Consider the following 19884-nt stretch of genomic DNA (forward strand, 5'->3'; position numbering starts at 1 on the left):
AGAAGGAAACCAGAACCCATGATCAAGACCCGTATCGCCGCCCTCGCCACCGCCCTTGTCCTTGGCGTTGCTCCGATCTCGTCGGCCATGGCCTATGATGCCCCGTCGCGTTACACCGCCTTCTCGCCCTATGACGTCGAGACCACCGGGTCCCTCGACGGACGCGGCCTCTCGCCCCTGCGTCACCCCTCCCATTGCCCGATGAGCTCGGCCGCTGAAGGCAACGCCAACCAGCAGAACTTCCCGACCCAGCAATACGGCCAGACCTCGGGCGGAAACCGCTGCTGATCGGGAGGAGCGGGATCACCCGATGCTGCTGAGAGGCGTCTCCTACGCCATGATCGCCGCCTTCGCCGGCGGCCTCGCCGTCACGGTGATCGGCTCGACCCAGGCCCTCCTGAACCTGTAGCCGACCCGACCAAATCCGACCCGACCCGCACCTCGACACCCCGCCCGGCTCGCGCCGCGGCGGGGTTCTTGTTCGCGTCGGCCCCGGCGACCCATCAGCTCCGGGCAAACACCAGGGCGAGGTTGTTGGCCGGCAGATCGAGGCGGGTCTCCAGGCAATCAGCAGCGCGTGAAGCGCGGAGGTCCTGCAGCAAGATTGCTCAATCATTGCTCAATCTCAGCCAAGACCGGTCGAAGAGGGCGTGAGCCCTGCCGCACCCGCAGCCAAGCCGCTGGAATGCCAGTGCGAGCGCTCATGAAGCCTCGTGCGGTCAGCGCTCGCCACTGCGCCCGTCCCTGGCTATACCGACCGTGGCGTGTGTCCGCGCTGCCGCCGCTTCACCCTGCCGACCTCGGTATCGAGGATGGCGCTCCCCTCCAATCCAGGCGGGTCCCCCTCAGGCAGGCGGGCACCCCTCAGGAGCGTGCCGCCGAAGGGATTGCCCGTGTCCGACCGCGCCTGCCATTGCCCGAGCTGATGCCGCCACACCTCCTTCTCGCCACCGCCGCGATCCTGCCCTTCCTCGGCAGCGTGGTCGCGATCTGTCTGCCCGGACAGGCGCGCAACGCCGCCGCAATCCTGGCCGGCTTCGTCATGGTGGCGTCCCTCGTCTGCATCGGGCTCCTGTATCCGGCGATCGCCGGCTCCGGCACCGTCGCCTGGACGGTGGACTGGCTGCCGACGCTCGGCGTCCGCTTCGTCCTGCGGCTCGACGGATTGTCCTGGCTCTTCGCCGTTCTGGTGCTGGGGATCGGCGCGCTCGTGGTGCTGTACGCGCGCTACTACATGGCCGCCGAAGACCCGGTGCCGCGCCTGTTCAGCTACCTGCTCGCCTTCGTGGGCGCGATGCTGGGCATCGTGCTCGCCGGCAACCTGATCCAGCTGGTGGTGTTCTGGGAGCTGACCAGCATCGTGTCGTTCCTGCTGATCGGCTACTGGACCGACAACGCGTCGGCGCGCGACGGGGCGCGGATGGCGCTCACCATCACGGCGGCCGGCGGGCTCTGCCTGTTCGTCGGCATGGTGCTGATCGGCCAGATCGTCGGCAGCTATGACCTCGCCGTGGTGCTCGCCTCGGGCGACACGATCCGCCGGAGCCCGCTCTACCTGCCCGCCCTGGTGCTGGTGCTGGCCGGCGCGCTCACCAAATCGGCCCAGTTCCCGTTCCACATCTGGCTGCCGCGCGCGATGGCGGCGCCGACGCCGATCAGCGCCTACCTGCACTCGGCCACCATGGTGAAGGCCGGCATCTTCCTCATGATCCGGCTCTGGCCGGTGCTGGCCGGCACCGAGAGTTGGTACTGGATCGTCGGCACCGCCGGCATGGTGACCATGCTGGTGGGCGCCTGGAGCGCGATCTTCCAGCACGACCTCAAGGGCCTGCTGGCCTATTCCACGATCAGCCATCTCGGGCTGATCACCCTGCTGCTCGGGCTCGACTCCCCGCTGGCGGTGGTGGCGGCGATCTTCCACACGGTGAACCACGCCACCTTCAAGGCCTCGCTGTTCATGGCGGCCGGGATCATCGACCACGAGACCGGGACGCGGGACATGCGCCGCCTCAGCGGCCTGTGGCGGGCGATGCCCTACACGGCGACGCTGGCCATGGTGGCCGCCGCCGCGATGGCGGGCGTGCCGCTCCTCAACGGCTTCCTGTCGAAGGAGATGTTCCTGGCGGAGGCGGTCGACAATGCCGGCGAGCACCTGCTGAACTTCGCCCTGCCGGTGCTGGCGACCCTGGCGAGCGCCTTCACCATGCTCTACTCGGTGCGCTTCATCCGCCAGACGTTCTTCGGCCCGGCGCCGCACGACTTGCCGCACGCCCCCCACGAGCCGGTGCGGTGGATGCGCATCCCGATCGAACTGCTCGTGCTGGTCTGCATCGCCATCGGCCTCGTGCCCAACCTCACTATCGGTCCGCTGCTGGCCGGCGCGGTCCGGTCGGTGCTCGGCGAGCGCACGCCCGATTACGACCTCGCGATCTGGCACGGCTTCAATGCGCCGCTGGCCCTCAGCGTCATCGCCCTCGTGGGCGGGGTGGGGCTCTATCGCGCGTTCGGGCGGCGGATCAACGCCAATCCCCGGGGCGGTCCCTGGCTGATGGACCGCCTCGACGGCGGCCGCCTGTTCGAGCGGACGATGACCGGCCTCGTCCTCGGCGCCCGCCGCTGGGAGCGCCACCTCGGCAGCGAGCGCCTCCAGGTGCAGCTGCGCATCCTCTTCCTCACCGTGCTGCTGGCCGCCGCGACGGCGGGGGCCATCCGGGGCCTCGACCTGTTCGCGCCCGGCCGCAGCACGGCGTTCGATCCCGCCTTCGCGCTGATGTGGCTCGTCGGCGCGGCCTGCGCGATCGGGGCGGCGGAGCGGGCGAAGTACCATCGCCTGTCGGCCACGATCTTCGTCGGCGGCGCCGGGCTGGTGAGCTGCCTGACCTTCCTGTGGCTGTCCGCCCCCGACCTCGCCGTGACCCAGATCCTGGTCGAGATCGTCACCACCGTCATGCTGCTGCTCGGCCTGCGCTGGCTGCCGAAGCGCGACGCGGCGATCCCGGTCCCGGCCTCCGAAACGGCGCGGGCCCGGCGCCGGCGCATCGTCGATTTCGGCATCGCCGCCGTCGCGGGGCTCGGCCTCGCCGGCCTCGCCTACGCGGTGATGACGCGGCCGGCGGTCGACGGCATCGCCCGCTGGTTCGTGGAGGAGGCCTACCCGAAGGCGGGCGGGCGCAACGTGGTCAACGTGCTGCTGGTCGATTTCCGGGCCTTCGACACCCTGGGCGAGATCTGCGTCCTCGGCATCGTCGGCCTCACGGTGTTCGCCCTGCTGCGCCGCTTCCGCCCCGCCGCCGACAGCCTGGAGCGGCCGCGGCAGCAGGTCAGCCACGACGCCTACGACGCTGCCCGCGCCGGACGCAGCCCCGGCGACACCACCGCCGACGCGCTCCTCGTCCCCCGGGTGGTGATGACGTGGCTGTTCCCCTTCATCGTCCTGCTCGCCCTGCACCTGTTCCTGCGCGGGCACGACCTACCGGGCGGGGGATTCGCCGGCGGCATCACGCTCACCATCGCGTTCATGCTGCAATACATGGCGCAAGGGGCCGAGTGGGTGGAGGCGCGCCTGCGTATCCAGCCGATTTCCTGGATCGGCATCGGCCTGCTGGTCGCCGTCCTGGCGGGAGCGGGCTCCTGGCTGTTCGGGCGCCCCTTCCTCACCGCCTTCTTCGCCTATTGGGAGCCGCCGCTGCTCGGCAAGGTGCCGGTGGCGAGCGCGCTGCTGTTCGATCTCGGCATCATGGTCCTGGTGGTGGGGGCGAGCGCCCTGATGCTGGTCGCCCTGGCGCACCAGTCCCTGCGCCGCACCCGCACCGTCGAGGCCGAGGCCGAACGGGCCGCCGAGAGGGAGATTGCCTGATGGAAATCGTGCTCTCGCTGGGAATCGGCGTCTTCGCCGCCTCCGGCATCTGGCTGATGCTGCGGCCGCGGACGTTCCAGGTCGTGCTCGGGATCTCGCTCCTGAGCTACGCCGTCAACCTGTTCATCTTCGCCATGGGCCGGCTCACCGTCGGGGCGCCGCCGGTGCTCGGGGCAGGCGCGGAGGTCGTCTCCGTCGACGATCCGGTGCCGCAGGCCCTGGTCCTCACCGCCGTGGTGATCAGCTTCGCGCTGACAGCCCTGTTCCTCGTCGTCCTGCTCGCCGCCCGCGGCATCACCGGCAGCGACCACGTGGACGGTCGCGAGCCGCATCAGGCCGATTCGCAGCCGGACTTCCCGCAGCAGGACTTCCCGCAGCAGGACTTCCCGCAGCCGAAATTTCCGCAATCATGAGTCCCGCAATCCTGACTGCCTCCGCCGACACCGCCTGGTCGGATCATCTCGTGGTGCTGCCGGTCGTGCTGCCGATCGCGGTGGCGGGCCTGATGTTCCTGCTGGACGAGCGTCGGCGCCGCCTGAAGGCGGCCCTGAGCCTCGGCACGGTGCTGGTCCTGCTCGGCATCGCCCTCGTGCTGGTCGGGCGCGTCGAGGCCGGCGCGCAGGTCTACCGCCTCGGCAACTGGGCCGCGCCCTACGGCATCGTGCTGGTGGCGGACCGGCTCTCGGCCCTGATGCTGGCGCTGGCCAGCGTGCTCGGCCTGTGCGCCCTGGTGTTCTCCTTCGCCCGCTGGGGCCGGGCCGGGCCGCGCTTTCACGGCCTGTTCCTGCTGCTGCTGATGGGCGTCAACGGCGCCTTCCTCACCGGCGATCTGTTCAACCTGTTCGTGTTCTTCGAGGTGATGCTGGCCGCCTCCTACGGCCTCGTCCTGCACGGCTCGGGCGAGGTCCGCATTCGGGCCGGGCTCGGCTACATCGCGGTGAACCTCGTCGCCTCGCTGTTCTTCCTCGTCGGCGTCAGCCTGGTCTACGGCACCATGGGGACGCTCAACATGGCCGACCTCGCCCGTCGGCTCGCCGGCCCGGCGACCGAACCGGCCCTGTTCGAGATCGGCTGCGCCGTGCTGGGCATCGCCTTCCTGATCAAGTGCAGCGCCTGGCCGCTCGGGTTCTGGCTGCCGACGACCTATGCGGCGGCGAGCGCGCCGGCGGCCGCGATCCTGGCGATCCTCAGCAAGGTCGGCATCTACGTCGTGGTCCGCCTCAGCCTGCTGCTGTTCGGCGCCGGGACCTCGCAGGGATTCGGACAGACCTGGCTGCTGGCGGCCGGGCTGGCGACCATGGCGTACGGCACCATCGGCCTGCTGGCCGCCCGCGACCTCACCCGGGCGGCGGGCTACGCGGTGATGATCTCGTCCGGCACGGTGCTGGCCGCCCTCGGCACCGGGGGCGACCGGGCGCTGGCCGGAGCGCTGTATTACCTCCTCGGGTCGACGCTGGCGGCCGCCGCCCTGTTCCTGCTGGCCGAGATCCTGCAACGCGGCCGCGACCCGGGCGACGCCCGGCAGGCGGTGTTCGCGGACGAGTACCGCGATCCCTTCGACGACGCCGACGCGACCGAGATCGGCCGGGCGTTTCCGGCGGCGGTGGCGATCCTGGGCTGCGGCTTCGTGGTCTGCACGCTGATGCTGGCCGGCCTTCCGCCGCTCGCCGGGTTCGTGGGCAAGCTCGCGCTGTTCACGGGGCTGGCCGCCGGCCCGATCACGGCCTCGGCCTGGGCCCTGATCGCCGCCCTGACGCTGTCGAGCTTCGGCACCCTGATGCCGCTGGTGCGCCTCGGCATCCTCACCCTCTGGGTTCCGAGCGACGACCCGCCGCCGGTGCTGCATCCCACCGAGTTCGCGGCCCTGGCCGGGCTGCTCGCGGCCTGCATGGCGCTCGCCCTCTGGGGCGGTCCGGCCCTCGCCTACGCGGACGAGACCGTGCGCTGGCTCGCGCAGCCGCAGGCCTACATCCAGGCCGTGCTCGGCAACCAGGAGGGCGCCGGATCGTGACGCGGCTGCTGCCCTATCCCTGGCTGTCGCTCGGCCTCGCCCTGACCTGGCTCCTGCTGAACGCACCGCTGACCCCGGGAAGCGCCGTGCTGGCGCTCCTCGTCGGCCTGGCGGTTCCCGCCGTGATGCGGGCCTTACGTCCCCCGGCGGTCCGGGTGCGCGCGCCCGGCACCCTCGTGCGGCTCGCCGGACTCGTGGTCTACGACATGGTGCGCTCGAACATCGACGTCGCCCGGATCATCCTCGGGCTCCGCCGCGGCGAGCGACGGACCGGCTTCGTCACGATCCCCCTCGACCTGCGCGATCCCTTCGGACTCGCGGCGCTGTCGATCATCCTGACGGGCACGCCCGGAACGCTCTGGGTCCAGTACGATTCCCAGAGCGGGAGCCTGCTCCTGCACGTACTCGACGAGACCGGCGGGGACGAATGGGTGCGGCGGGTCAAGGGCCGCTACGAGCGCCCTCTCATGACGATCTTTTCCTGATGGAGTTTCCGGCATGACGGCCATCGCGGTGCTCGATGGGGGGCTCGGCCTCGCGCAGGGAATGCTGGTGCTGGCGATGGCCATCGCCGTCTGGCGGATGCTGCGCGGCCCGCGCGCGCAGGACCGGATCCTCGGCCTCGACACCCTCTACCTCAACGGGATGCTGGCGATCGTGGTCCACGGCATGCGGACCGGCAGCGGCCTCTACTTCGAAGCGGCGCTGATCCTCGGCATGGTCGGCTTCACCGCCACGGTGGCGCTGGCCAAGTTCCTGATGCAGGGCGAGGTGATCCAGTGACCGGCGCGGCATTGCCCGTCTGGGCGGCCTGGCTGGTGGTCGCGCTGGCGATCACCGGCGCCGGTTTCTCGCTGACCGGTGCCCTCGGCCTCATCCGCCTGCGGACGTTCTACGAGCGCGTCCACGCGCCGACGCTCGGTGCCACCCTGGGCATGGCCCTGATCCTGACGAGTTCGATGGTCCTGCTGTCGCTGATCGAGGGGCGCCTCGTCCTGCGCGATGCCCTGATCGGCATCTTTCTCACCATCACGACCCCGGTCACCCTCCTGGTCCTCGCCCGGGCCGCCGCCCAGCGCGACCGCCACGAGGGCAATCCCGGCGCGCCGCCCGAACTCTGATCCGGCAGGGCTCCGGCATCCGCCCGGACGGCGCCCGGATGCCGCCACCTTCCGGGTGGATCAGGGTCCGTCGGCAAACCCGGCGCCCAACGCCGCGATACCCAGATCTCGACACCCAGATTCCGCCACCCAGATACCGACAGCCGGATTTCGACAAAGGCCCCGACACCCCGTTCGGACAGCGCGTTCGTCCCGTCCCGGAGAGCCCCCCGCATGCGCCTCGATGCCGTCACCGCCGCCCTGGGGCTCGCTTTCGCGGGACTCCTCGCCGCGAACACGCGTCCCGCCCCCGCCCTGGCCGCGCCGGCCGCGTCAGCTCCCGCCCAGCCGGACTCCACACCGGCCAACCGCGCGCCTGCCCAAATCGCCCCAGCCGAAGTCGCCCCGACCGAAGTCGCGACATCCGGGATCGCCGGGCGCCTCGACGGAGTCCATCTCTGGACCCTGCCGGACACGCCGAACGGGCTGCACCCGACCCAGAGCTGGCACGCGACGGGCTCGGCCCCGAACGGCGACCTCTACGTCGCCGGAATGGACCACCGCACCAACGCGGCCCTGTACCGCCTGCCAGCCGGCAGCGACACGCTGCGGCTCGCCGGCGATGCCCGGTCCGCCTCGGAAGCCGCCGGCAACTGGAAGCCCGGCGAGACCGCCGAGAAGTTCCACACCCGGCCGCTGTGGTTCGGCGGCAAGGTCTATGTCGGCACCATGGACCGCTCGACCCTGGACGACGGCTACCGCGACCGGCGCGGCTTCCATCTCTACGCCTACGACCCGGCCACGGCCCGCTTCACCGACCTCAGCGCCGCCGAGCCGGGCGGCACCGGCCTGCCGCATGGCAGCCTGGTGACGCTGGCCGGCGATCCCGCGCGCAACGTGATCTACGGCGCGGTGGTGCCGACCGCCGAGATCGTCCGCTACGACGTCGCCGCCGGCACCACCGCGTCCCTCGGGCGGCCCGCCGCCTACGATCGCGCCTTCGTCTATACCGGCCGCTTCATGTTCACCGATGCGCGCGGGCGCCTCTACTTCTCGGCCGGCAACCCGCTCACCGGGCCAGCGCACGACCCCGCCATCTACGGCCACCTCTACAGCTACGATCCCCAGCAGGGCATGGTGGCGCGGCCGGACTTCGCCCTGCAGGCGCCGCGCGCCCTGGAGGTCGGCCGCTGCCTGCCCGCGCGCGGGCTCTGCTACGCCGCCGACGACAAGGGCTACCTCTACCGCTTCACCGAGGCCGCGGCGGGGAAGCCCGAAACCTGGACCGCCCTCGGCCGGGTGACGCTCGACTGGACCGCCAGCTTCTTCTGGATGTTCCAGGTCGCCCCCGACGGCCGGACGGCCTATGCGGCGGTGACCAGCTACGTCCCGGGCACAGGGCCGTCCTCGCTCTACGAAGTCGACCTCGCGACGGGCGCCGCGACCCGCCTGTGCAGCCTCGCCGACCTCGATCCCCGCCTGGAGCGGCTCAACGTCCACACGGGCTCGGATGCCTGGGACGACCAGGGCCGCTTCGCCTTCGCGAGCTTCGCGGGCGACGGATCGAGCGAGGTGGTGCTGACGCGGGTCGATCCCGTGCGCCTGAAGGCGGCGCTCGCCCGGCACTGACGCCCGCTCGACGAACGGGCGCGCCCGTTCGTCGAGCGGGCGTGTCAGTCGAGCGCGCGAAGCTCCTCGCGGTAGCGGCGCCCGTTGGCGACGTAGCTCTCGGCCGTGCGGGCGAGCCGGGCGGCGGCGGCCTCATCGAGGGTCCGGGAGACCCGGGCGGGGGCGCCGACGATCAGGCTGTTGTCGGGAAATTCCTTGCCCTCGGTCACCAGCGCGTTGGCGCCGACGAGGCAGTTGCGGCCGATGCGGGCGCCGTTGAGGATCGTGGCGCCCATGCCGATCAGGGTGCCGGCCCCGATGGTGCAGCCATGCACGATGGCGCGGTGCCCCACGGTGACGTCGTCGCCGAGATCGAGGGGAAAGCCGGGATCGACATGCAGCACCGCCCCGTCCTGGATGTTGCAGCGGTCGCCGATCCGGATGGTGTCGTTGTCGCCCCGCAGGGTGGCGCCGAACCAGATCGAGACGTCGCGGCCGAGATGGACCTGCCCGATCACGTGCGCCCCGGGCGCGATCCAGACGCGGCCCGCCTCGGCGAGCTGCGGGTGATGGGGGCCGAGGGCGTAGAGGGTCATGGCGATCCGATCCGGGTTCAGGTGCCCGTCCAGGCGGCGGGCCGCCGGGCCAGGAAGGCCTCGACGCCCTCGGCGAAATCCCGGCTGCCGTAGCACTCGGCGATCAGGTCGGTCGCGTCCGCTTCCGCGTCCCGGGCGAGGCGGCGCAGCATCGCACGGGTCACCCGCAGGGTCACGGGGGCATGGCCGAGAAGCCGGTCGCAGATGCCGGCGACCTCCGCCTCGAGGGCGTCCGGCGCCACCACGGCGGCGAGGTAGCCCAGCGGCGCCAGGGTCTCGGCGCTGGGCATCTCGGCCAGCAGCAACATGCGGGCGACGAGGCTCGGGCCGAGGGTCGCGGTCAGGCGGCGCAGGTTGGCGGGCGACAGGCAATTGCCCAGGGTCCGGGCGATCGGCACGCCGAATCGCGCCCCGGCCTCGGCGATCCGGATGTCGCACGCATTGGCGATGGCGAGGCCGCCCCCCACCGCGAAGCCCTCGATCACCGCCACGGTCGGCACCCGGACGGCTTCCAGACCGGCGATGTAGCCGTCGATGCGGGCCTCGTAGGCGACGCCGTCCTGTCCCGTGAACCCGACGAACTGCTCGATGTCGGTGCCGGCCACGAAGGCCTTGCCGCCGGCGCCGCGCAGCACGGCGACCCGCACCGCCGGGTCGGCCTCGATCCGCCCCAGGGCCTCGGCGAGGGCCTCGTACATCGCAAACGTCATCGCGTTGCGGGCGGACGGGCGGTCGAAGGTGAGATGGGCGACGCCGCCCTCGACCCGGTAGCGGACCGCGCCGTCATCGGCGGGGCGGGTCATGCGGCGAAGGCCCCGTCGTCGCGCAGGCGCGCGATCGCCTCGCTGGTCAGCCCGAACTCGCGCAGGACCTCGTCGGTGTGCTCGCCGAGCAGCGGCGCGTGCCGGCGCACCTCGGCGGGCGTGCCCGAGAGCTTCACCGGAAAGCCGATATTCGGAACGCTGCCCTCGATCGGGTGCGGCACCTCGATCCGCATCTGCCGATGGCGGCCGTGTTCGCTCTCGAAGGCCTCCGGGTAGGTGTTCATGCGCCCGGCCGGGATGCCGGCGGCGAGCAGATCGCTCACCCAATCCTCGGCGTTCCTGGCCGCGAAGCTCGTCTCCAGCGCGGCGATCAGGGCCTCTCGGTGGGCAAGCCGCCCGGCGATATCGCGAAAACGTTCGTCGGTTAGAAGGTCCTCGCGCCCGAGCACGTCGCAGAGCAGGCGCCAGAGCTTCTGGTTGGTCGCCCCCATGACGAAGTAGCCGTCCGCCGCCCGCACCGCCTGATAGGGCGCGCTCATGCGGTTGGCGGTGCCGAGCGGCTCCGGAATCCGGCCGGTGCCCCAGTATTCGCTCGTATCCCAGATCGAGAAGGCCAGGGCCGAGTCGAACAGCGACGCGTCGATGTACTGGCCCGCGCCGCTGACCTGCCGGCCGATATACGCACTGAGGATGCCATAGACCGCGAACAGCGCGCAGCCGATATCCGCCACCGGCACGCCGGCCTTCACCGGCGGCCCGCCGGGATGGCCTGTGACGCTCATCACGCCGGACATGGCCTGGGCCATCAGGTCGTAGCCCGGGCGCTTGGCCCAGGGACCCGACTGTCCGAAGCCCGAGATGCTGGCATAGATCAGGCCCGGATTGCGCGCCCGCATCGCCTCGTAACCGAGGCCGAGCCGGGCCATGACGCCGGGGCGGTAGTTCTCGACCACGATGTCGGCGGTCTCGGCCATGTCGAGCAGGAGGTCGCGCCCGGCCGGGCTCTTCAGGTTGAGGGCGAGGCTGCGCTTGTTCCGGTTCATGTTGAGGAAGCCCATGCTGTCGGGCCCCTTCATCTTGAACCCCATGGCGCCCCGGGTCTGGTCGCCGGTGCCGGGCGGCTCGACCTTGATCACGTCGGCCCCGAGATCGGCCAGCAGCATGCTGCAGACCGGACCGGCCATCACCTGCGTCACGTCGAGGACGCGCAGGCCCGCGAGGGGCAGGGGGCGCGGGGTGAGGGTGTCGTGCACGGCTTGGTCCATCGTGCCGGGTTCCTGTGTTGTGCCGGAATCGGGCGCAGCCCGCCGGCTGGAATGTCGCTGACGGCCGCAAAGTCCGCCCGCATTTCCTCGCCTCGCTCGCAGGGCACCACGCCGTCATTCCGGCGCGCCGGAGGCGTGCAATCCAGACACTCGGGTGGTGCAGGATCTGACGCCGTCGGCGGCTCTGGAGCTCGGGCTCCGCTGCGCGGCCCCGGGATGACGTGGTGCTGCGCCTGGGTTTCCGACGAGCACAGCGCCAGCCGTGGGGAAACGGGAACGCCCGCTACTCCGCCGGCATGACCCGCCCCAGAGGCACCTCCGGCGCCTCCACGAAGGGCTGCTCGGGGTGCATGGTGAAGGCGAGGCCGGCGCCGAGCAGGCACAGGCCGATGGAGCCGGCGAAGGGCAGGGTCCAGCTTCCCGTCATGTCGACGATCATCCCGAAGACGATCGGCGAGATGATCGCCGCCACCGCCGAGCCGGTGTTCATCAGGCCGGCGGCCGTGCCCGAATATTTCGGTGCGATGTCCATCGGCACCGACCAGATCGGGCCGATCACCAGCTCGGCGAAGAAGAAGCCCGAGCTGAGCAGCAGCGCCACCAGGGTCAGGTCGCGGGTGAAGAACACGCCGGTGAGGCTCGCGGCCGCGCCGAGGAAGCCGACCACGATGACGCTGAGCCGGGCCAGCTTGAGGTTGCCGGTCTTCTTGAGAATGCGGTCGCTGAAGACGCCGCCGAGGGTGTCGCCGACGACGCCGGCGAAAAACACCCCGGAGGCGAACAGGGCCGAGTTCTTCAGGTCGAGGCCGTAATTCAGCTTGAAGAAGCTCGGCAGCCAGCCGAGGAACAGCCACAGGGTCCAGCCGTAGCAGAAATAGGTCACCGTCACCGGCAGCATGCGCCGGGTCAGGCGGCCCCAGGGCACGGTCTGCTTGGCGCCGACCTTGCTCGGCGGCGGCAGCACCGCGAGTTCCTCCGGGGTGATCGCCGGATGGTCCTTGGGGTCATCGCGGAAATACGCGTACCAGACGACGACCCAGGCGAAGCTCGCGACGCCCAGGATGACGAAGCCGATGCGCCAGCCGAACTGGTAGATCAGGAAGGCGACGATGGGAGGCGCCACCGCGTTGCCGAGCCGCGCGAAGGCGTGGGTGATGCCTTGGGCGAAGCCGCGCTTGCCCGGCGCGGTCCAGTTCTGCATGGCGCGGGTGGCGGTCGGGAAGGTCGCACCCTCGCCGAAGCCGAGCAGCACGCGGGCGAGGAACAGACTGATCAGGCCGCCGACGAGACCCGTGAGGATCGTCGCCGAGGCCCAGATCAGGCCGCAGACCAGCAGGGTCCGGCGGGCGCCGAACTTGTCGCCGACCGATCCGCCGATGACCTGGAAAATGGCGTAGGGGTAGGCGAAGGCGGAGAGGATCAGGCCGAACTGAGTGTTCGACATCCCGAGATCCTTCATGATCTCGCCGCCCGCCGTCGCGATGTTCACCCGGTCGAGATAGGTGACGAAGTACATCAGGCACAGCAGGAACAGGACCATGTTCGACGCGGAGACGCGTCGTTTGGCAGGGACTGACGCGGAGACGCGTCCAGTTGCTGGCGTCATCGGGGTTTCCTCCAGTTGAACGCGACACCCCGCCCGGTCTGATCGCCGGGCTTTTTTGCGGGGGCACGCAGGATCGGTGTAATCGGCTGGCGTTAGGGGCTTTCAGTTTTACGAAGTCTTCGTCCCAGGCCCTCCGTCATCCCGGGGCCGCGCAGCGGAGCCCGAGATCCAGAACCGTAGGTTCGATCGCGTCCTGCACCGTCGGCGGACCTGGATTCCGGGCTCGCCTTCGGCGCCCCGGAATGACGGTCTGTCGGGTCCGCCGGAGGTGTCGCTCAGTCGTCGAGGCCGGAACGGAGCGCATCCATCGCCGCCAGCACGCCGCCGCGCGTGTGCGGCACGCCGCCCGCCTTCAGGCCCATCTCGACGCCGGACAGGGCCGCCATCAGCATGAGGTCGTTGGTCTCGCCGAGATGGCCGATGCGGAAGACCTTGCCGGCGACCTTGGCCAGCCCGGTCCCGAGGGACAGGTCGTACTTGTCGAGGATCAGGTTGCGCAGGGCGTCGGCGTCGTGGCCCTGCGGCATCACCACGGCGGTGAGCACCGGCGAGTATTCCGACGGCTCCTGGCACAGGACCTCGAGGCCCCAGGCCTCGACGGCGGCACGGGTGGCGGCCGCGAGGCGCTGGTGGCGGGCGAAGACCTCGGGCAGGCCCTCCTCCATCAGGATGGCGATGGCCTCGCGCAGGCCGTAGAGCAGGTTGGTGGCCGGCGTATAGGGGAAGTATCCGGCCGCATTCGGCTTGAGCATCTCCTGCCAGTCCCAGTAGGAGCGCGGCAGCGTCGCGGTCTTCGTGGCGGCGAGCGCCCGGTCCGACAGGGCGACGAGCCCGAGGCCGGGCGGCAGCATCAGGCCCTTCTGCGAGCAGCTCACCGAGACGTCGACGCCCCAGGCGTCGTGAGCGTACTCGGCAGAGCCGAGACCCGAGATCGTGTCGACCAGGAACAGGGCCGGGTGGTTGGCCCGGTCGATGGCCTTGCGGATCTCGGCGATCCGGCTGGTCACGCCCGTGGAGGTCTCGTTGTGGACCACCATCACGGCCTTGATCGACTTCGCGCGGTCCTCGGCAAGGATGGCCTCGACCCGGGCCGGGTCGACGCCGCGGCGCCAGTCGCCGGGCACGAACTCGACCTCGATGCCCCAGCGGGCCGCCATCTGGCGCCACAGGGTGGCGAAGTGGCCGGTCTCGAACATCAGCACCCGGTCGCCGGCCGAGAGCGTGTTGACGATGGCGGCCTCCCAGGCCCCCGTGCCCGAGCCCGGATACAGGATCACCGGGGCGCGGGTCTGGAACACCGCCTGGGCACCTTCCAGAACCGCCCGGCCGAGCTTGGCGAAATCCGGCCCGCGATGGTCGATCACCGGCATGTCCATGGCGCGCAGGACGCGTTCGGGCACGGGGCTCGGCCCCGGGATGTGCAGGAAGTGGCGTCCGGTGCGTGTCGTCATCGCGGGCCTCGCAGGGCGATTGGGGAGCAGGCGACGGGGAAGTCCGGGTCCGAGGCGGAACGGGTCCGACCGGCGGTGCCGGACCGTCCGGAGGACCAGAACGGTGCCGGAAATCCTGCGCGGTGCCGGAACGCAGCGCGCGATTGTCGGCGACGAGCCCCGGTTTCAATTGCGTTGCCCCGAAATTTGCATTCATTTTTCGAACGCACAAGCACTATTTTGCGAACGGTTCCGCTCGACCCCGCCGCTTCGGGCTGATAAATCTGGAACGATGATGCTTGAGTCCGCCCCGGATCCCGCGACCGAAGCGGGCGCCGCCGCCGCGCCCACGGGACTGCCAATCCTCGCCGTCGCCTCCCTGCACGGCACGCTCTTGGCCAACCTGCGCGACTACATCGTGGAGGGGAACCTGGCGCCTGGCGCCCGGGTGCCGGAGCGCCTGCTGTGCGAGCGCTTCGGCATCTCCCGCACCCCGTTGCGCGAAGCCCTGAAGGTGCTGGCCTCCGAGGGGCTGATCGATCTGTTGCCGAACCGGGGCGCCCGGGTGCGCCAGCTCGGCGCCGACGAGATGGTGGCGCTCTTCGACGTGATGGGCGGCCTCGAGGCCCTGGCCGGCCGGCTCGCCTGCGAGAAGATCAGCGACGCGGCCTATGCGGAGATCGAGCGCCTGCACCACGAGATGTACGCGTCGTACCTGCGCCGGGACCTGCACGGCTACTTCGCCTGCAACCAGGCGATCCACGACCGTATCGTGCGCGCCGCCGACAACGAGCCCCTGGCCACCACCTACGCCAACTTCGCCGGCCGCCTGCGCCGGGTGCGCTACTCGGCCAATCTCGACCAGAACCGGGACCGGTGGGGCGAGGCGATGCGCGAGCACGAGGAGATCCTCGACGCCCTGCACCGGCGGGCCGGCCATGAGCTGAGCGACATCCTGTTCCGGCACCTGCGCAACAAGCGCAAGGCCGCTGCCGTCCGCGAAGCCGCCCCCGCCCCCGACGCGACCGAGGGCTGACCCGGGGCGATGGCGGTTGCCCTGGCGGTCATCCTGCTCGGTGAGGGTTCGGACCGCGTCCGGTCGATGGACCCGGATGGGCAGAACACGACCGGGTTGGCGAAATCCGGCCCCGAACGACGCTCCTCCCCAGAGGTCATCGCGTCCACGCCTCGATCTCGCAGACCCCGCGAGGGTCTCGTCCCGGCACGGGTCGACCCATCCCCCTCTGCGGGGGAGGGTGGTCGCGCAGCGGCCGGGAGAGGGGATGCGCGGGCCCCGCGCTGCGGCCAGACCCGTCTCCGAATCGCGCGAGCGAGCCCCGTGTCAGTCCCGCAGGGCCGACAGCCGTTCGGCCTCGGCGCGGATCACGTCCGCCGCCCGGAGGATTCCGGGTTCGTCGACCTCCAGATGGGTGGTAGCGCGGATCTCGTGGGCGCCGATCGCCCGGACCCGGATGTCCTGCGCCAGGCAGGCCTCGGCGAAACGGGCGGCCGTGACCCCGAGGGGCGCCACGGAGAAGCACAGGATGTTGGACTGGGCCGCCCCGGCCGCGATGGCGAGGCCCGGCGCGCCCGCGATCCGGTCGCGCAGCAGGGCCGCGTGGGCGTTGTCGCGGGCCAGTTGGTCGACATGGTGATCGAGCGCGTAGAGCCCCGCCGCCGCCAGGATGCCGGACTGGCGCATGGCGCCGCCGAGGCGGTACTTCCAGCGCCAGGCCTGGGTGATGAAGTCCCGGTCGCCGCACAGGACGGCACCGACCGGGCAGCCGAGCCCCTTGCTCAGGTCGATCCAGGCGCTGTCGAAACCCTCCGCATAGGCTTTCGCGGCGATGCCCGTGGCCGCCACGGCGTTCAGCAGGCGGGCCCCGTCGATATGGGCCTTGAGCCCGCGGGTTTTGGCGATGTCGCGGATGCGCCGCATATCGGCCAGATCCCAGACCGAGCCGCCCGAGAAGCTGGTGGTCTGCTCGATCGAGACCAGGGCCGAGCGCGGCGCGGTGCGAGCCGGAACCCGGATCGCGGCCTCGAACGCCTCCGGCGTGTAGACCCCCGCCGGGGTCTTCAGCGCCGCCACGGACACGCCGCCGATCGCCGCCGAGCCGGCGGCCTCGGTGTTGTAGATGTGAGACTGGTCATCGACGATGATCTCGTCGCCGGGCCGGGTCTGCACCAGGATCGCCACGAGATTGCACATCGTGCCGGAGGGCATGAACACGCCGGCCTTCTGCCCGAGCAGGTCCGCCACCCGCGCGCACAGGGCCAGGGTGGTCGGATCGGAATCCGATTGCTCGTCGCCGACCTCGGCCGCCGCCATCGCGGCCCGCATCCCCGGCGTCGGCCGCGTCTGGGTGTCGCTGTACAGGTCGATCATGGTACCCCCCTATTTTGCATGCAGATTTTGCGGGTTATCTTATCCGCATCGCGGCGGGCTGCCACCCTGTCAGGCCTCGGACGCACCGGGTCTTCGACCCGTTCCCCCGGGCGTTCTCCGACTCGCCTTCGTTTCGTCTTGCCTTCCTCCGTCTTGCCTTCCCCCGTCTTGCCTTCCCCCGTCTTGCCTTCCCCCCGTCTCGCGGCGCGGAGGCCCACCGGCCCCGTGCGAGGACCCGATGCATGACCGCCACGGCTGAGCCCTTCGTCGCGCCGCGCGCCGCCACCCGCCGGAATGCCGGGCTGCCCCGGCGGCTGGCCGAGGCGCTGGAAGGAGAGGCGCGCTTCGACGCCTTCACCCGCGGACGCTACGCCACCGATGCCTCGATCTACCAGATCGTCCCGGCCGGCGTGGTCCTGCCCCGCTCCGCCGCCGACATCGCCGCCACCCTGAAGATCGCGGCCGAGCACGACGTGCCCGTCATCCTGCGCGGCGGCGGCACCTCGCAGAACGGCCAGCCGATCGGGCGCGGGCTGGTGGTCGACTGCTCGCGCCACTTCAACCGCATCCGCGCCTACGATCCGCAGGCCGGCACCGTCACGGTGGAGCCCGGCATCGTGCTGGAACAGCTCAACAGCCGGGTGAAGGCCAACGGCTGGTTCTTCCCCGTCGAACCCTCCACGGCGACCCGCTGCACCATCGGCGGCATGGCGGGCAACAATTCCTGCGGTGCGCGCTCGCTGCGCTTCGGCAAGATGAGCGACAACGTCCTCGCCATGGAGGCCCTGTTCCACGACGGGGTTCCGTTCGGCTTCGGGCCGACCGGCAACGACAGCACGGGCGTGATCGGTTCAGGCGTGACAGGCTCGGGCCGCGCCGAGTCCCTGGCCGCCGCCATGCGGGCGCTGGCCGAGTCGGAGCGCGCGGAAATCCTGGCCCGCTTCCCGCAGGTCCAGCGCCGGGTCGGCGGCTACAATCTCGACGCCCTGATCGAGCCGCGGCCGAACCTCGCCCACCTGCTCGTCGGCTCGGAGGGCACGCTGGCGGCCACCACCAGCGTCACCCTGAAGCTGTCGCGGCTGCCCGCCCACCGGGTCATGGGCGTCTGCCATTTTCCGTCCTTCCGCGCCGCCATGGAGACCACGAAGGCGCTGGTGGACCTCGATCCCGTGGCGGTCGAACTGGTCGACAACAACGTCCTGGTGCTGGGCGCCGACATTCCGCTGTTCCGCACCACGCTCGCCGACATCACCCGCGGCACCCCGAACTGCCTGCTGCTGGTGGAATTCGCCGGCGACGACCGGGCGACGCTCCTGGCCGACCTGAAGCGCCTCGACGCCTGCATGAGCGACCATGGCTTCACCGGCGCCGTGGTGGAGGTGCCCGAACCGGTCAGGCAGAGATCCGTCTGGGAGGTGCGCGAGGCCTGCCTCAACATCATGATGTCGATGAAGGGCGACGCCAAGCCGGTCTCCTTCATCGAGGATTGCGCGGTGCCCCTGGAGCACCTGGCCGACTATACCGACGCCGTCACCGAGGTGTTCACCCGGCACGGCACCCGCGGCACCTGGTACGCCCACGCCTCGGTGGGCTGCCTGCATGTCCGCCCGATCCTCGACATGAAGCAGGGCGGCGACGTCGCCAAGATGCGGTCCATCGCCGAGGAGGCCAGCGCCGCGGTCCGGCGCTTCAAGGGCTCCTATTCCGGCGAGCACGGCGACGGCATCTCGCGCTCGGAGTACATCGAGCCGATGTTCGGGGCGCGCCTGACCCGCGCCTTCGAGGCGGTGAAGGACGGATTCGACCCGGAGAACCGCCTCAACCCCGGCAAGATCGTCCGGCCGCTGCGCATGGACGACCGGTCGCTGATGCGCTTCCAGCCGGGCTACGCCGTGACCGAGCCGACCGTGCCGGCCCTCGACTGGTCCGACTGGGGCGGCTTCGGCCCCGCCGTCGAGATGTGCAACAGCAACGGCACCTGCCGGAAGCTCGCCGGCGGCGCCATGTGCCCGTCCTACCGCGTCACCAAGGAGGAGCAGCACCTGACCCGGGGCCGGGCCAATTCCCTGCGGCTCGCCATCTCGGGCCAGCTCGGACCGGACGCCTTCACCAGTCCGGAGATGAAGCGGACCCTGGACCTCTGCGTCTCCTGCAAGGCCTGCCGGCGCGAGTGCCCGACCGGCGTCGACATGGCCAAGATGAAGATCGAGTTCCTGCACCATTACCATGCCCGGCACGGCCTGCCCCTCAAGGAGCGCCTGGTGGCGGCGCTGCCGCTCTACGCCAGCACGGCCGCCCGGCTGGCCCCGCTTCTCAACCTGCGGGACCGCCTGCCGGCCCTGGCCCGCCTGTCCGAGCGGCTGGTCGGCCTCTCGGCGCGCCGGACGCTGCCGCAATGGCGCCGGCCCTGGCGCGAATCGGGCGAGCCCGCCCATCCCTCCGACGTCACCGGCGATTTTCGCGACATCGTCCTGTTCGGCGACACCTTCAACCGGGCCTTCGAGCGCGAGAACCTGGAGGCCGCCGAGCGGGTTCTGCTCGCCGCCGGCTATCGCCTGCACCGGGTCTTCCCGCATCGCGGACGCCGTCCGCTCTGCTGCGGCCGGACCTACCTCGCCTCCGGCCAGACCGACCGGGCCCGGGCCGAGGCGCGGCGGACGCTCACGGCGCTGCTGCCCTATGTCCGGGCCGGCGCCCGGATCGTCGGCCTGGAACCGTCCTGCCTGCTCACCTTCCGGGACGAGTTCGCCTCGCTCCTGCCCGGACCCGAGGCGGCCGAACTCGGACGGGCCAGCCTGCTGTTCGAGGAGCTGCTGGCCGCCGACCTCCAGGCCGGCCGAATCGACCTGCCCCTCGCCGATCAGGGCGGCCGGGTCGCCCATCTCCACGGCCATTGCCACCAGAAGGCCTTCGGCGCGATGGGCGCCGTCGAGGCCGTGCTGCGAGCGGTGCCGGGCCTCGACGTCCGGGTGATCGAGTCGAGCTGCTGCGGCATGGCGGGTGCCTTCGGGTACGGAGCCGACACCATCGACGTGTCCCTGGCCATGGCCGAGCTGTCGCTGTTCCCGGCCCTCCGGGCCGCCGGTCCCGACGATCTCGTCGTCGCGGACGGAACCAGCTGCCGGCACCAGATCCACGACGGTCTCGGCCGAGACGCGCGTCACGTGGCCCGCGTCCTCGACGAAGCCCGCGCGACCTCGACGCGACCCTCGGGGAATACACGGGTCTGCAATCCCGCGATTTCACCCTGAAGCGCGCG

Annotated in this window: 16 protein-coding genes; 10 read left to right on the top strand and 6 right to left on the bottom strand. The window is 71.0% G+C overall.

All coding sequences use genetic code 11. The annotated features are described in order from the left end of the window. The first annotated feature begins 21 nt into the window (after positions 1 to 21). From ASF60_RS07230 to ASF60_RS07265, 8 genes are all read left to right on the top strand, one after another. The gene (locus tag ASF60_RS07230) at positions 22 to 288 is read left to right on the top strand and encodes a hypothetical protein (protein ID WP_056182971.1); all 267 of its coding nucleotides are present in this window, start codon (positions 22 to 24) and stop codon (positions 286 to 288) included. 637 nt (positions 289 to 925) lie between these two features. Further along, a complete protein-coding gene (locus ASF60_RS07235) occupies positions 926 to 3856 on the top strand; it encodes a monovalent cation/H+ antiporter subunit A (protein WP_056182973.1) in 2931 nt (976 codons plus the stop codon). Next, complete coding sequence (locus tag ASF60_RS07240; protein ID WP_056182692.1) at positions 3856 to 4269, top strand: Na+/H+ antiporter subunit C; 414 nt, start codon at positions 3856 to 3858, stop codon at positions 4267 to 4269. The genes ASF60_RS07235 and ASF60_RS07240 overlap by 1 nt, the downstream gene beginning before the upstream one ends. Further along, complete coding sequence (locus ASF60_RS07245; RefSeq protein ID WP_056182694.1) at positions 4266 to 5867, top strand: monovalent cation/H+ antiporter subunit D; 1602 nt, start codon at positions 4266 to 4268, stop codon at positions 5865 to 5867. Before ASF60_RS07240 ends, ASF60_RS07245 begins: the two co-directional genes overlap by 4 nt. Then, complete coding sequence (locus tag ASF60_RS07250; RefSeq protein WP_056182699.1) at positions 5864 to 6352, top strand: Na+/H+ antiporter subunit E; 489 nt, start codon at positions 5864 to 5866, stop codon at positions 6350 to 6352. Before ASF60_RS07245 ends, ASF60_RS07250 begins: the two co-directional genes overlap by 4 nt. 13 nt (positions 6353 to 6365) lie before the next feature. After that, a complete protein-coding gene (locus ASF60_RS07255) occupies positions 6366 to 6650 on the top strand; it encodes a K+/H+ antiporter subunit F (RefSeq protein WP_056182702.1) in 285 nt (94 codons plus the stop codon). Beyond that, positions 6647 to 6988: a monovalent cation/H(+) antiporter subunit G gene (mnhG, locus tag ASF60_RS07260; protein WP_056182705.1), complete on the top strand. Its 342-nt coding sequence runs from the start codon at positions 6647 to 6649 to the stop codon at positions 6986 to 6988. Before ASF60_RS07255 ends, mnhG begins: the two co-directional genes overlap by 4 nt. Positions 6989 to 7201: 213 nt before the next feature. Continuing rightward, a complete protein-coding gene (locus tag ASF60_RS07265; protein WP_056182708.1) occupies positions 7202 to 8596 on the top strand; it encodes a hypothetical protein in 1395 nt (464 codons plus the stop codon). A 44-nt stretch (positions 8597 to 8640) separates the two neighbouring features. On the opposite strand, the gene ASF60_RS07270 is transcribed toward ASF60_RS07265, so the two are convergent. The 5 genes from ASF60_RS07270 to ASF60_RS07290 form a co-directional block, all read right to left on the bottom strand. Then, a complete protein-coding gene (locus ASF60_RS07270) occupies positions 8641 to 9171 on the bottom strand; it encodes a gamma carbonic anhydrase family protein (RefSeq protein WP_056182711.1) in 531 nt (176 codons plus the stop codon). A gap of 17 nt (positions 9172 to 9188) precedes the next feature. Beyond that, positions 9189 to 9974: an enoyl-CoA hydratase gene (locus ASF60_RS07275; RefSeq protein WP_056182714.1), complete on the bottom strand. Its 786-nt coding sequence runs from the start codon at positions 9972 to 9974 to the stop codon at positions 9189 to 9191. Then, positions 9971 to 11200, bottom strand: a complete 1230-nt coding sequence (locus ASF60_RS07280; protein ID WP_056182717.1) for a CaiB/BaiF CoA transferase family protein — start codon at positions 11198 to 11200, stop codon at positions 9971 to 9973. Before ASF60_RS07280 ends, ASF60_RS07275 begins: the two co-directional genes overlap by 4 nt. A 283-nt stretch (positions 11201 to 11483) precedes the next feature. After that, positions 11484 to 12806: an MFS transporter gene (locus ASF60_RS07285; RefSeq protein WP_056182720.1), complete on the bottom strand. Its 1323-nt coding sequence runs from the start codon at positions 12804 to 12806 to the stop codon at positions 11484 to 11486. Positions 12807 to 13081: 275 nt separating this feature from the next. Continuing rightward, positions 13082 to 14257 (bottom strand): pyridoxal-phosphate-dependent aminotransferase family protein, encoded by a 1176-nt coding sequence (locus ASF60_RS07290; protein ID WP_056182723.1) that lies wholly within the window; start codon positions 14255 to 14257, stop codon positions 13082 to 13084. 271 nt (positions 14258 to 14528) lie between these two features. Here ASF60_RS07290 and ASF60_RS07295 point away from each other — a divergent pair, with 271 nt between their 5' ends. After that, positions 14529 to 15272, top strand: coding sequence for a GntR family transcriptional regulator (locus ASF60_RS07295; protein WP_056182726.1), 744 nt, complete (start codon positions 14529 to 14531; stop codon positions 15270 to 15272). A gap of 306 nt (positions 15273 to 15578) precedes the next feature. Here ASF60_RS07295 and ASF60_RS07300 read toward each other — a convergent pair whose 3' ends face one another. Further along, on the bottom strand, positions 15579 to 16625 hold the full coding sequence (locus tag ASF60_RS07300; protein ID WP_056182729.1) for a threonine aldolase family protein: 1047 nt from the start codon (positions 16623 to 16625) through the stop codon (positions 15579 to 15581). Between the two features lie 242 nt (positions 16626 to 16867). On the opposite strand from ASF60_RS07300, the gene ASF60_RS07305 reads away from it, so the two are divergent. Beyond that, positions 16868 to 19876: an FAD-binding and (Fe-S)-binding domain-containing protein gene (locus ASF60_RS07305; protein WP_056182732.1), complete on the top strand. Its 3009-nt coding sequence runs from the start codon at positions 16868 to 16870 to the stop codon at positions 19874 to 19876. Positions 19877 to 19884 lie beyond the last annotated feature (8 nt).

It is taken from the genome of Methylobacterium sp. Leaf113 (assembly GCF_001423325.1).
Classification (GTDB): domain Bacteria; phylum Pseudomonadota; class Alphaproteobacteria; order Rhizobiales; family Beijerinckiaceae; genus Methylobacterium.

What these genes read in the sequence shown, in the direction of transcription:
- ASF60_RS07235 (WP_056182973.1), top strand. Translation starts at nt 926, where the DNA reads ATGCCGCCACACCTCCTTCTCGCCACCGCCGCGATCCTGCCCTTCCTC.
- ASF60_RS07240 (WP_056182692.1), top strand. Translation starts at nt 3,856, where the DNA reads ATGGAAATCGTGCTCTCGCTGGGAATCGGCGTCTTCGCCGCCTCCGGC.
- ASF60_RS07245 (WP_056182694.1), top strand. Translation starts at nt 4,266, where the DNA reads ATGAGTCCCGCAATCCTGACTGCCTCCGCCGACACCGCCTGGTCGGAT.
- ASF60_RS07255 (WP_056182702.1), top strand. Translation starts at nt 6,366, where the DNA reads ATGACGGCCATCGCGGTGCTCGATGGGGGGCTCGGCCTCGCGCAGGGA.
- ASF60_RS07265 (WP_056182708.1), top strand. Translation starts at nt 7,202, where the DNA reads ATGCGCCTCGATGCCGTCACCGCCGCCCTGGGGCTCGCTTTCGCGGGA.
- ASF60_RS07270 (WP_056182711.1), bottom strand. Translation starts at nt 9,171, where the DNA reads ATGACCCTCTACGCCCTCGGCCCCCATCACCCGCAGCTCGCCGAGGCG.
- ASF60_RS07275 (WP_056182714.1), bottom strand. Translation starts at nt 9,974, where the DNA reads ATGACCCGCCCCGCCGATGACGGCGCGGTCCGCTACCGGGTCGAGGGC.
- ASF60_RS07280 (WP_056182717.1), bottom strand. Translation starts at nt 11,200, where the DNA reads ATGGACCAAGCCGTGCACGACACCCTCACCCCGCGCCCCCTGCCCCTC.
- ASF60_RS07285 (WP_056182720.1), bottom strand. Translation starts at nt 12,806, where the DNA reads ATGACGCCAGCAACTGGACGCGTCTCCGCGTCAGTCCCTGCCAAACGA.
- ASF60_RS07290 (WP_056182723.1), bottom strand. Translation starts at nt 14,257, where the DNA reads ATGACGACACGCACCGGACGCCACTTCCTGCACATCCCGGGGCCGAGC.
- ASF60_RS07295 (WP_056182726.1), top strand. Translation starts at nt 14,529, where the DNA reads ATGATGCTTGAGTCCGCCCCGGATCCCGCGACCGAAGCGGGCGCCGCC.
- ASF60_RS07300 (WP_056182729.1), bottom strand. Translation starts at nt 16,625, where the DNA reads ATGATCGACCTGTACAGCGACACCCAGACGCGGCCGACGCCGGGGATG.
- ASF60_RS07305 (WP_056182732.1), top strand. Translation starts at nt 16,868, where the DNA reads ATGACCGCCACGGCTGAGCCCTTCGTCGCGCCGCGCGCCGCCACCCGC.